We start from the raw sequence: 12131 nt of genomic DNA on the forward strand, positions 1-12131 counted from the left end.
ATTGCACCCTAAAGTCATAGAATGGGCTAAGAAAGAAGCTAAAAAAAGAGGTGTGGGCTATCAAACCATCATAAACGAAATACTATTGGCTAAAGCTGTATAAGTAGGTGTTCTACTAGCTTAGGACGTGAGGCACCAAATTCAATTCAATGAGTTGCATAGTTGATGGTTGGATCTGGAGTTAGTGATTCAAAATGTCTATTTCTGTCTGAATGCAGTTAACCAAAATAATATAATATTGGTATCAATTACGACATGCATTTCTTTACGCCACTCTCTTCTTCTTATGTGGAGTTATGAGCGCAACAGTGAGTTCTAAACCCAGGGGCTTAAGAAGGCGGTTGAGTGTGTCTTGAGTAGGATTATGTGCGGGATTGATTGCACGTAAAATGTTGGGACTTGCCACTTTCACTTGTTTGGAAAATTCTTTAACTCCCATGGCTCTGATGATTTTACCGAGAGCTTCTTGAAGGGTGATGCCTTCTTTAAGGGCTGCTAATAAAAACTCACGGGCAAATTTGGGATTTTGTAAATCTTGAGCTAATCCCTCATTCCAATCTTTGCTTCTTTTTGACATACCACTTACCTCTTCTTGTAATCAAGCCACAGAGCTTGAGCTTTTTTAATGTCACGACTCTGAGTGCTTTTTGATCCACCCATGAGCAGTAAAATTATTTTTCCACCATCCAAACCAAAATAAATCCTAAAACCTGGTCCAAAATCCAATCGAACTTCGAGCACGGCATCACCAACGGACTTGTAGTCACCCAGGTTGCCTAACTCGAAGCGAAAGATGCGTGCCTGAACGCGAGCCTTAAAAACATTGTCCAATGAGTCAAGCCACTCCCTGAAGGGAGACTTGCCTGAATCTGTGACATATTCTTTAACTGTTAAAGGCTTTTGCATCTGACTTCAGTGATATAAGTATCATATATGATAACTAAATACAAGCATCAAAAGCAGGTAAAGCCATGGTTGGAAAATGGTTGGGTAGAAACAGAACGTAAAAAAACATAGCTATTCGAACACCTACACTTAAGTTTGTTAAATACTAAATAAGATAAGGACCAGGAGGGGGTAATTCACGGGCGGAGGCTCTAGATAATTTGTGGAATTAAGTAATTGGTAAAATACAGAGAGAAGAGTTGGCTAAAATGATTAGGTACGGAACCTTAGGTACTCATGAGAGTAGAGGTTCGTCTGTCAGGACGATTGGTGCCGACGAGAGGACTTGAACCTCCACACCTTACGGTACCAGATCCTAAGTCTGGCGTGTCTGCCAATTTCACCACGTCGGCGTAAGATGATAAACTTTATAGATTTCAATAATCTAACTAGCTTTTATGCGCCTGTCAAATCATCACTTTTTGATCTGAAAATCGCCTGTGTGCCCAGAGTGTGCCTAGTCGGCAGATTTATGATAGTTAAAAATGAAAAAATAAAGAATAGATCAAACTTCGTTGTCTTTAAGAACTTTTTTTACAGTGTTAAGATCGGTTTCAACATGGGTAATTCTTTGTTCATGATTGTTCACAACCACTTCATGCTGTAGCACTGAGGTGGAGACTTCAAGTGCTGTATCAATCTTACTATGAATTTGCTCCATTAGAACTTCTAGACGGTGCGTTTTATCATCAATACGTTTTGTTAAAGTTGATTTAACTTCATTAACGCCAAGAATGAGGTTCTCAAAAATAGTGCCAATGTAATTGACCATCTCTTCTTTGGTCAAAGATGAGGATTTCATTTTAACAGGTTTTGGTTTTAAGATTTTTTTCTTTTGCACCATAAGGAGTCCCTTTAAAAAATTTGATTTAAACTAACAAAGGAACAACTAATAAGAAAGGGGAATTATATGTGTAACCCGTCTGGCGTGTCTGCCAATTTCACCACGTCGGCGTAAAGTGATTACTCTATTAATTTCAAAACTCAAAGGCAAGTACAACGATATCGCTTAATAAAATTCCCACCGTATTTGCCACAAGATCATCAGCCGCAACTTCACGATCAATCACCGTCTCTTTGGCTACACCTAGGGCAAAAGTTGTGAGACTTGCGTACAAAACAGATTTTAAGCGGGGTGTTTTGTATTTTTGAAAAATTTCGGTAAACGTAAAAGTTAATCCGTATGAAACCGCAACATGAAGTTGATGATCTGCCGCTTTGATATCAAACGGTCTTAAATCTTTCACGGCAGATGCTGAGGCTAAAGCTGATGCCGTAGCAGAAACTGAACTCAACATTAATAAAAAAACCAGACCAGCTTTAAAACACATGTCAGCTGTAGGTTTCCATCGTCGGACACGAACAAATAAGATTGCGATCGCCATGAGGATCATTAATGCGCGAAACACTTGGCCAAAATTTATGTTGTTTAGTCCATGGAGCGGGAAATGCCGCGCGTTCTCTTGAATAGGGATGTTCCCATTTATCAGCTATCACAGTGGCTGCTGTATGGGGAGCATGTTTTAACATATTGTCATCACGATCAAGTTTTCCATCTTCAATTTCTGTGATTTCTTTTCGAATTGAAATCATGGCATCACAAAAACGATCCAGCTCCCCTTGAGTTTCACTCTCAGTAGGCTCAATCATCATAGTACCAATAACAGGAAACGAAACAGTTGGTGCATGAAAGCCGTAATCCATAAGGCGCTTTGCAACATCCATAACTTCAACACCACTTGTGACTTTTAATGGTCTAAGATCCACAATGCATTCATGAGCCACAAGACCATGAGAACCTCTATAAAGAACGGGATAATATTTATCTAATTTTTTAGCTACGTAGTTAGCATTTAAAATTGCAACCTCTGTCGCTTTTTTAAGCCCGAGTGCACCCATCATTAAAATATAAACAAATGAAATGGGTAAGATACTAGCACTTCCCCAAGGAGCTGCAGAAATTGCTCCCACGGATTGTTCACCACCAACTTTAACCATGGGATTACTTGGCAAAAATGCAGTGAGATGTGATTTCACACCGATGGGGCCCATACCCGGACCACCACCACCATGAGGGATACAAAATGTTTTATGAAGATTAAGATGACAAACATCTGCGCCGAACTCGCCCGGTTTACATAATCCAACTTGGGCATTCATGTTAGCGCCGTCCATGTAGACTTGACCGCCATGTTGATGAACCACATTACAAATATCAATGATCGTTTCTTCAAACACACCGTGTGTTGACGGGTATGTGATCATCAGTGATGAAAGCTGTTTACTATATTGCTCAGCTTTTTTTCTAAGATCATCAAGTCGCACGTTACCACTTGCATCACATTCCACACCGACAACTTTGAGCCCTGCCATAACTGCACTAGCAGGATTTGTTCCGTGAGCTGAGTTAGGAATTAAACAAACATCGCGATGCCCCTCACCACGACTATGATGATATTTTTGAATAACAAGAAGCCCCGCATACTCGCCCTGTGAACCCGCATTTGGCTGCAGTGACACTCCGTCAAAACCAGTAATATCAGCAAGCATGGTTTCTAATCGGTCAGTGAGTTGTCTATACCCTTTTACTTGTTCTGCTGGCACGAATGGATGAATCTTACCAAACTCTGGCCAAGTCACAGGAAACATTTCAGCCGTAGCATTAAGTTTCATTGTGCATGAACCAAGTGGAATCATTGATGTGGTGAGCGAAAGATCTTTTGCCTGCAGTCTTTGCATGTATCTTAGCATTTCAGTTTCAGAATGATATTTGCTAAATACGGGATGTGTCAGATATTCAGTTTGACGTAAAAGATTTGTGGATAATACCTTTTCATTACTTATGAGTGATTCAACTGATGGAACTGTTTCACCTAATGAAAAAACTTGAAGTAGATCTTGAAGATCTTTTGTTGTGACTGTTTCATCTAGACTTACACTCACACATGTATTGCTGATTTTTCTAAAATTCATTTTTTGAATTTGTGCATGACTTAAAATTTTTGAGAGATCCTCACCCACTTCAATTTTTAGTGTATCAAAAAATGGAGTGGCGACTTTATAACCCAACTGTTCAAGACCGTAAGCTAAAGTTGAAGCTAAGCCATGCACACGTTGAGCTATTTTCTTAAGCCCCTTAGGGCCATGATAAACCGCATACATGCTTGCCATAACAGCCAACAATACTTGGGCTGTACAGATATTGCTTGTCGCTTTTGCTCGACGAATATGTTGCTCACGTGTTTGAAGAGCGAGTCGCAAAGCAGGTTTTCCATTAGCATCAATTGAGACACCAACAATTCGGCCAGGCATTTGACGTTTAAATTCATCTTTTGTCGCAAGGTAAGCTGCATGGGGGCCACCAAAACCAAGTGGAACACCAAAACGCTGTGTGTTTCCAACAACAATATCAGCTCCAAATTCACCTGGTGATTTGAGCAAACATAGACTCAAAAGATCAGCAGCAACAACGGCCATTGATTTATTTGCATGAGCTTTTGCAATGAAACTTGCATAATCGTAAACAACACCATCAGTCGCAGGATATTGAAGTAAAACGCCAAAAATATTTCCGCTAAAATTAAATTTTCGATGATCGCCGACAACAATTTCAATACCCAGCGGATTTGCACGAGTGCGAACTACATCAATTGTTTGTGGATGACAGTCTTCAGACACAAAAAAAGTTTTTGCACCTTCAACCGCATTCGCCAAACAAAGTGTCATTGCTTCAGCAGCAGATGTGCCCTCATCAAGCATGGATGCATTTGCGATTCCCATACCTGTTAAATCCATAATCATGGTTTGAAAATTTAAAAGTGCCTCGAGACGCCCTTGAGCAATTTCAGCTTGGTAAGGAGTGTATTGAGTGTACCATCCAGGGTTTTCAATAATGTTTCTTTGAATGACAGGAGGTGTGATGCAATCGTTATAACCCATGCCAATATATGTTCTAAAAATCTTATTCTCACTGGCAATGGCGCGCATTTCACTTAAAGCTTCATACTCGCTAAGTGCAATTCCCGTTTTTAGCGGATTTTTTGTACGAATAGCTGGAGGCACGGCATTTTTAATCAGCTCGTCTAAAGAAGCATAACCCACAGATTTCAGCATTTCCTGAATTTCTACTTCGTTGGGACCAATATGTCGGTCTACAAAAGCGTCTGTGGATTTAAACGGATCTTCAGATTTATTTTGGCGTGGAACTTGGGTCATACCCCCCCTAATTTTTATTTCTTAACAATAAGTTTTTCGTAATCAGCCGGGGTCATTAAGGTTGTTAATTCTTTTTCACTATCCATCTCAATGCGAATAAGCCAACCATCTCCGTACGGATCATCATTCACGCTGCCAGGATTATCCATTAACACTTCATTCACTTCGACAACTGTACCTGAAATGGGTGCAAATAAATCACTCACAGCTTTTACACTTTCAACGACGCCAAAAGGTTCGTTCTGCGTAACTTTTTGACCTTCTTCAGGAAGTTCAACGTAAACAACTTCACCTAATGCATCTTGTGCATATTCGGTTATGCCTACAGAGACCAAGTTTTCATCAACTTGTGCCCACTCGTGATCTTTTGTGTATAAAAATTCTGTTGGAACTGGGGTATTGGCCATTGTTTTCTCCTCACAATTTACTTCTGTATAAAGGGTGTTTTTACTACATGTGCCCTAACGTTTCGACCTCGAATTTGAACAAAAAATTCTTTTCCTTCTTGTGACAATTCCACAGGAACGTATCCAATGCCAATAGGCTCTTTAAGTGTGGGCGACATCGTTCCACTTGTTACCTTGCCGATTTCAATATTGTCAAATGAAATCAATGGGTAATCATGCCTTGGGATTCCCTTTTCCACCATTTTAAAGCCTACAAGTTTAGTCTTCAAACCTGCGAGCTTTTGCTTTTCAAGTGGCGCTTTACCGATAAAATCACCCTTTGAGAACTTAATAACCCACCCAAGCCCCGCTTCTAATGCCGAGGTGAGAGCCGTGATTTCATTGCCATAGAGGGAATATTTCATCTCTGTGCGTAATGTATCACGAGCGCCGAGCCCAATAGGCTGAACACCAAGATCTTCGCCTTTATTTAACAAATCGTTCCAAAAGCTAACGGCCTGAGCATTGGGAAGAAATACTTCATATCCATCTTCACCTGTATAGCCAGTACTGGCCACATACCAAGTCTGACCAAGTTGTGTATAAGTTTTAAACTCATTACGCTTAAGAGCTTCAACTTCCGCACCTAAAATATGCCCTAGAAGTTTTCGAGCCTTTGGGCCTTGAATGGCAATTTGTGCCCACTGAGCTGATTGGTTTTCAATAACAGCACCTTTATTATTACTGCTCATCCATTCAAAATCTTTGTCAGCATTAGAAGCGTTAACACACACGAGATAGTTCGTATTTTTTTCAATGCAATAAATAAAAATATCGTCGACCAAACCACCCTGAGGATTCAAAAGCAGTGAATATTGAGCTTGGCCATTTTCAAGTTTACTAACGTCGTTGCTCGTAAGCCACTGAAGTGTTTCAAGAGCTTTTGGGCCTTTAACGAAAATTTCGCCCATGTGACTTACATCAAAGAGTCCGACATTTTTTCGAACAGCTTCGTGCTCCTCAATGACACCTTTGTATTGAACAGGCATATGCCAGCCAGCAAAATCCACCATGCGGCCGTTTAGTTTGATGTGCTCGGCATTTAAAACTGTTTTTCTTATTTCACTCATTTAATTTTCCGATTCCCGCTCTATTTAAAACTTCAATGATGAGTTCTTCATTTTTAATAGCAATCAAATGAACACCATCGCACATATCTAAGTAATCGCGCACAAGCTCAGAGGCAAATTTAATTCCTTCTTCACTTGGATCCTTCGCATCTGAAAGTCTTTTAAAAAGTTCATCGGGAACAAAAATACCAGGGACCTTGTCATGGAGAAATTGCGCTGTTTTAATTGAACGCACTAATAAAATACCAGCAAGAACTTTTGTTCCAAATGGACGAACCTTTTTCATAAATTCTTCCATCAAAGTTCGATTATAAACAATTTGTGTCTGAAAAAACTGGGCACCGGCTTTAATCTTTTTTTCCATGCGACGAATTTGTGGTTCCATGGCTCGTCCACCCGGATTCACCACTGCCCCCGGAAATAAACCCAGTTTGCCTTTGAGTTCTTTACCGTTAAGATCTGTTCCTATATTCATTTTATTAATAAGGTTTAGTAGACCAACGGCCTCTACCTGAAAAACTCCTTTAGCATCGGGAGTATCACCTGCAGCTACGGGGTCGCCAGTGAGAGCAAGAATGTTTTTTATTCCAAGCCCCTTAGCACCTAAAATATCAGATTGAAGACCTAAAATATTTCGATCACGACAAGTAAGTTGATAAATTGGTTCAATGCCTTCACGCACTAAAAGTGCGGAGCAGGCCAGGCCACTCATACGCATAAGTGCTCGTTGATTATCAGTGACATTGAGTGCATGCACGTAGGGTTTAAAGAGCCTTGCACTTTTGTAAAAGTGCTCAAGGTCTGTTCCGTGAGGAGGAGTAACTTCAGCAGTGATGACTTTCTTACCCGCCAGGAGTGCTTCTTGAAAGGTCATAAAAGTCTGTGTGCTTCTTGGTGAAAAGCTAAATCCACAGTATTTTTCAGTAGCATGGCCACGGTCATTTGCCCAACACCTCCGGGCACAGGGCTCAGGGCGGCAACTTTACCTTCACAAGATTTAAAATCCACATCACCCATCATTTTGCCATCGATGTGATGCATTCCCACATCAATGACACATGTGTGTGAACCAAAATAACTGGCGTCAAACATTTCTGGCTGACCCGCTGCCACAACAACGATGTCTGCATCTTTAGTAAATCGTTTGATGTCTTTGGTTTTGGAGTGACACATCGTAACTGAAGCGTCAGCTGCTAATAAAAGTTGGGCCATAGGTTTACCGACGATGTTTGATCGACCAATGACCACAGCGTTTTTGCCACTGACTTGAATTTTGTAGTGCTCAAGGATACGCATAACGCCAAAAGGTGTACACGGCTTCACTCTTGGGCGCCCTGAAAGTAATAGCCCTAAATTTTCTGGGTGAAAACCATCGCTATCTTTAAGTGGATTCATCGCATTAAGAACTGCTTCAACGCTAAAATGTTTAGGCATGGGAAGTTGAACAAGTATGCCGTTAACTTCGGTGTCAGTATTGAGGCGTGTGATTAGTGAATCAAGCTCTTCTTGATTTTCTTCTTTATCTAAAGCGAATCTCAAAGATTGTATTCCCACCTCAGCGCAGGCTTTTTCTTTATTTCGCAGATATATTTTTGAGGCAGGGTCATCACCAACAGATACGACCGCCAATTGTGGTGAGCGCTTATATTTTTGTTTGAAGCGCGCAGAATCTTTTGCGACTTCTTCTTTAACTTGTTTAGCAACCGCGCGTCCATCCAGCAGGAGCATGGGGGCCTCCGGATTGTGAAGATGATAAATTTCAATAACTTGACAGTTTTATCGCGTCTAAGAGTCTATGACAAGCATGTTTAGAGATCTTACACACATGAACTTATTGCCCGTTGACTCAACGTAAGTATTTGATTATAGTGGCTTTGACGCTTGTTACGCGTTTTTAATACGGGCTTATCTAGCCTCATAACGGAGATTCGAATCATGGAAAAAGTTAAAATTTCAAAAGATGGCGAAAGTATCGACTTTATTCAAAGTGAAACTACACCCGTAAATCCCAAAAAATTTCGCGCCTCTGTTGAAGTTGAAAGCTTTTACCGATTTGTATTTGAAAATGATCTGCGCAAAGAATCTCTTGAGATTATCGAGAGAATAGCTGCAAAACGTAAAGTCATCAAAATGGCTGCTCGTGCCAGTGCAAAAAAAGCTAACGCAGCAAACTAAGATATAAAACCATTATAATTTAAACGCCTTGTCCGGATTCACAACGAACATCCGTATTATTTCGGACACCTGCAACTCACATCTCTATAAATCAATCTAAAACCAAACTTTACTTTGCACTTCGTCATGTAGACGGAGGATTTTATGATTAAAAACAATCGCGGACAAAGTTTGATCGAATATCTCATTATTGTGGCCCTCATTGGCGTAGGAAGCATCGCAATCATGAGAGGGCTTGGGCAAACCATTTACGTACGTTTTGCTAATATCACCAACGCTCTTCAAAATAAAAATGTCGAGCTCAATACTGAAAATGTAAAAGCTGAACATTTTCAAAAACGAGGGCTCGATGATTTCTTTAAAGCCGCTGGGGATTAAGGCTCAAAGTAGTCTTGAGTTTCTGGTTTCAGCGATAGCCGTCATACTCGTAATGTTTATGGGGACAAGTGTATTGCTTCATGGTTTCGCGACACTCATGTGTGCTCGCTTAGCCAGCTCTCATAGTCGCTGTCTTGTGACTGAAACAAATCCACTCATTTGTGAGAGCAAAACAAGGAATGCTTTAAAAACTTATTTTGGTTTTAAAAATATTGTCATACAGACAAAAAAAATACGCCAAATCGTGCGCACTGAAATCAACGCTCAACAATTTAGCGGTTTAGTAATACGTGCGAGCTATGACCTAGAACCCAGTGAATACAAACGAGTATCCCATGGGAAATAAAGGGCAAAGTCTGATTTTATTTTTAGTATTATTTCCCGTATTGCTCACAATCAGCGGGGTTATTGTTCGATCAGGACAATCAGCCCTTATACTCACCCAATCAGAAAATCTCTGCTCACAAATTGCACTTGATACTCTTGCTGAACAAGCCAAAGGAATTGAAACACTTGGTAAACTTAATCCCTATGCAAAACAAATTATTGATATGAAAAGAGAAGTTGAACTACTTATTCTTGCAGCAACAACCCAACCTCAATTTCTCCCCGCTCTGATTCAAGCACGTAAAACTTTAATTGCTTCTCAAAAAATCATCGCCATTAACCAACAAAACATTAAGCGCCAAGCTCTTGCACGATCATTTGCACGCATCAATAAGCAATTGCCTAAAAAATATCGTGGGAAACTCTTGTTTCGCTGGAATCCGGCAATGCCACTAATCTTACTTAATCAGAAGTTAGGATACGAAAATGAAACTGGAGCACCACTGGAATTGCCATTTGATTTTGAATTACGTTCAAAGCTTATCGGCACAGGGAAATTAGAAACTGAGAAGTTCTTATTACCCTGGCAAAATGCCGACGGTGAAAAATTTAAAAAATATTCAAGCTTAAGTTTAACCTGCAATGCATATATCAAAATGAAAGGAATTGGTGAGCCATGGGAAGTACTTCTCACAAAGGACAAGCCCTCATTGAAACTGCTATAGGTATTATTACTTTGGTTTTATTCATAAGCATGGGTGCACAGGTAAGTTTTATTTTGCTCAAAAACTTTAGGCATCATCATCTTGAACATCAAACGCCTCTTAAAAGTAAGGAATTGCCTTTTGAGATTATGTGGTCAAAAGATTTGATGTTTTTTAAAAAACAAAGTGCGCGCAAAATTGAGAAAACTTACAAAGATAATGGCTGGCAAGTTGTTCAAAAAACAAATTTAGGCACAGATATTTTACTTTTGATGGAAAAAGATCATGAGCAGATTCTAATTAACAATGAAATGGGAGTTAAGTTATGAGAGAGAAACTGCAAAAACTAATAAATGATAAATTTACCAAAGAACATTACATCCTTTTAGGTACACTCATCTTAACTGTTCTCATGAGTTTATGGATCGGTCAAAAACCTGTGGCGCAAGCCGAGCAAGAAACCACAGAGGTCAGCGTATTAATTCCAAAAGGTTTTCTTATGATTCCGCTACAACTGGCAAATGGAGACTCAATAGCAAGTCTGATTCATCGCAATGCCGTTATTGATGTTTTTAAAGCCGGACAAAAAATAGCTTTAGCTCAAAATCTCAGGGTTTTAAAACTTCCTCAAGAAGATGGGGCCCTCTTTGGTGCTTTGGTTCCATCAGATATTGCCGGAACACTGCAAGAAATTTTTAGTAGCCCGAAACTCAGGGGAGCAATTCGGACACTTAACTCGGGGGTAACGAAATTTAGTATTCCCAAACCCCGCAGCTCTTTACTTACAGAAATACATGTGGATGAGGATTTATGAAAAAATTATTTTTAATTATTTTAGTTAGTATATTTTCAATTGAGAGTTTTGCACAGCAAGTGTGGGTAACATCATCTCAATTATCATCACGTGATCAGCTGATTAAATTAGCGGATATTAGAAGGCCTGAATTTCAAGATATTGACCTTATCTCATGGCATGAAGCCCAATTAGCACACCCAATTACTAGAGAAGAACTAACGACACTTTTGCAGCAAGAAGAAAAGGCAAAAGATTTAAGCCTTAAAGGTGACTTTAAAGGTAGCCTTGGTCTTTACTTAAAACTTTTAGGTCAACTTGAAACTCTACCGAATGTTGCCGGAATAGAAAAAATTACTTTTGCGACTTTAGTTCGAATTGCTGAAATCAGCACTGTATTAAAAAAACAAGATGCCGGCTCTTGGTGGAAGCAGGCTCGGGGCTTTGTAAAAAATTTGAATTTTAAAGACCAGCAATTCTCGCCACAGGTCATAGAAAAATTAAAATCAGTTAAATTTAAAATGAATAAAATAATTTTAACCATTAACACCAATCCAAACGACATCCTTTACATTGATGGGCGAAGAATTTTTTGTTCGCAGGCTAATTGTGAGGTTTCAGTATTACCTGGTATTCATTTAATTGCGGCAATTTCCCCTGGCTCACAATGGGTAGTTCAAAAAATTAATATATCTGAGAGTGACAAAATTCCCAAAATATCTTTTTTATTTGAACCAGTAGTAACAGGTGATTGTGATCATCCACGCTATGTAGGGAAACAACTTCCTTCCAAAATAAAATTGCTAGCTCGTTTTCAAGGTACTGTATGTGAACGCGTATATGATGGCAAAAAGTGGTATTCAACGCAGAAAAAACCACTAGAAATGTATTTACCGGTAACGACATCTCAATTTGAGAATTTTGAAGCACCCACACAAAAATCTTGGTTTCAAAAAATGGTTCGCTCACCTTGGTTTTGGATAGGCGCTGGTTTAGTTACTGCGGGTACAGTGATCGCTGTTAAGAAAAGTCAAGAATCAGAAACAGTTATTGTCCCAACTCACACTAATAAATAATT

Annotated in this window: 16 protein-coding genes and 1 tRNA gene; 7 read left to right on the forward strand and 10 right to left on the reverse strand. The window is 39.6% G+C overall.

All coding sequences use genetic code 11. The features are described from left to right. Positions 1-265: 265 nt before the first annotated feature. From SGI74_01155 to folD, 10 genes are all read right to left on the reverse strand, one after another. Positions 266-577, reverse strand: coding sequence for a hypothetical protein (locus SGI74_01155; protein MDZ4676089.1), 312 nt, complete (start codon positions 575-577; stop codon positions 266-268). 5 nt (positions 578-582) lie between these two features. Continuing rightward, entirely contained in the window at positions 583-906 is a 324-nt protein-coding gene (locus tag SGI74_01160) for a type II toxin-antitoxin system RelE/ParE family toxin (GenBank protein ID MDZ4676090.1), read from the reverse strand. 307 nt (positions 907-1213) lie between these two features. Next, positions 1214-1298 (reverse strand) — tRNA-Leu (locus tag SGI74_01165). A gap of 152 nt (positions 1299-1450) precedes the next feature. After that, entirely contained in the window at positions 1451-1789 is a 339-nt protein-coding gene (locus tag SGI74_01170) for a hypothetical protein (GenBank protein MDZ4676091.1), read from the reverse strand. 133 nt (positions 1790-1922) lie between these two features. Next, positions 1923-2243, reverse strand: a complete 321-nt coding sequence (locus SGI74_01175; GenBank protein MDZ4676092.1) for a hypothetical protein — start codon at positions 2241-2243, stop codon at positions 1923-1925. 34 nt (positions 2244-2277) lie between these two features. Beyond that, complete coding sequence (gene gcvP / locus SGI74_01180; protein MDZ4676093.1) at positions 2278-5160, reverse strand: aminomethyl-transferring glycine dehydrogenase; 2883 nt, start codon at positions 5158-5160, stop codon at positions 2278-2280. Between the two features lie 14 nt (positions 5161-5174). Next, entirely contained in the window at positions 5175-5567 is a 393-nt protein-coding gene (gcvH, locus tag SGI74_01185; protein MDZ4676094.1) for a glycine cleavage system protein GcvH, read from the reverse strand. A gap of 17 nt (positions 5568-5584) precedes the next feature. Continuing rightward, positions 5585-6676: a glycine cleavage system aminomethyltransferase GcvT gene (gene gcvT / locus SGI74_01190; GenBank protein ID MDZ4676095.1), complete on the reverse strand. Its 1092-nt coding sequence runs from the start codon at positions 6674-6676 to the stop codon at positions 5585-5587. Then, complete coding sequence (locus SGI74_01195; protein ID MDZ4676096.1) at positions 6669-7550, reverse strand: methylenetetrahydrofolate reductase; 882 nt, start codon at positions 7548-7550, stop codon at positions 6669-6671. Before SGI74_01195 ends, gcvT begins: the two co-directional genes overlap by 8 nt. Beyond that, positions 7547-8404, reverse strand: a complete 858-nt coding sequence (gene folD, locus SGI74_01200) for a bifunctional methylenetetrahydrofolate dehydrogenase/methenyltetrahydrofolate cyclohydrolase FolD (protein ID MDZ4676097.1) — start codon at positions 8402-8404, stop codon at positions 7547-7549. The genes SGI74_01195 and folD overlap by 4 nt, the downstream gene beginning before the upstream one ends. Positions 8405-8611: 207 nt before the next feature. On the opposite strand from folD, the gene SGI74_01205 reads away from it, so the two are divergent. The 7 genes from SGI74_01205 to SGI74_01235 all read left to right on the forward strand — a co-directional run bounded on the left by SGI74_01205 (position 8612) and on the right by SGI74_01235 (position 12129). Beyond that, positions 8612-8851 carry a hypothetical protein gene (locus tag SGI74_01205; GenBank protein MDZ4676098.1) on the forward strand — a complete coding sequence of 80 codons (240 nt, stop codon included), beginning with the start codon at positions 8612-8614 and terminating at the stop codon, positions 8849-8851. Positions 8852-8995: 144 nt separating this feature from the next. Continuing rightward, positions 8996-9229: a hypothetical protein gene (locus SGI74_01210; GenBank protein MDZ4676099.1), complete on the forward strand. Its 234-nt coding sequence runs from the start codon at positions 8996-8998 to the stop codon at positions 9227-9229. Then, positions 9201-9575, forward strand: a complete 375-nt coding sequence (locus SGI74_01215) for a hypothetical protein (protein MDZ4676100.1) — start codon at positions 9201-9203, stop codon at positions 9573-9575. Before SGI74_01210 ends, SGI74_01215 begins: the two co-directional genes overlap by 29 nt. Beyond that, the gene (locus SGI74_01220) at positions 9565-10281 is read left to right on the forward strand and encodes a hypothetical protein (protein ID MDZ4676101.1); all 717 of its coding nucleotides are present in this window, start codon (positions 9565-9567) and stop codon (positions 10279-10281) included. Before SGI74_01215 ends, SGI74_01220 begins: the two co-directional genes overlap by 11 nt. A 29-nt stretch (positions 10282-10310) precedes the next feature. Beyond that, positions 10311-10589: a hypothetical protein gene (locus SGI74_01225; protein MDZ4676102.1), complete on the forward strand. Its 279-nt coding sequence runs from the start codon at positions 10311-10313 to the stop codon at positions 10587-10589. Then, positions 10586-11074 carry a hypothetical protein gene (locus tag SGI74_01230; protein MDZ4676103.1) on the forward strand — a complete coding sequence of 163 codons (489 nt, stop codon included), beginning with the start codon at positions 10586-10588 and terminating at the stop codon, positions 11072-11074. Before SGI74_01225 ends, SGI74_01230 begins: the two co-directional genes overlap by 4 nt. Beyond that, complete coding sequence (locus tag SGI74_01235; protein MDZ4676104.1) at positions 11071-12129, forward strand: hypothetical protein; 1059 nt, start codon at positions 11071-11073, stop codon at positions 12127-12129. The genes SGI74_01230 and SGI74_01235 overlap by 4 nt, the downstream gene beginning before the upstream one ends. The last annotated feature ends 2 nt before the right edge of the window (positions 12130-12131 follow it).

This window comes from Oligoflexia bacterium (assembly GCA_034439615.1).
In the GTDB taxonomy this organism is placed as follows: Bacteria; Bdellovibrionota; Bdellovibrionia; order JABDDW01; family JABDDW01; genus JAWXAT01.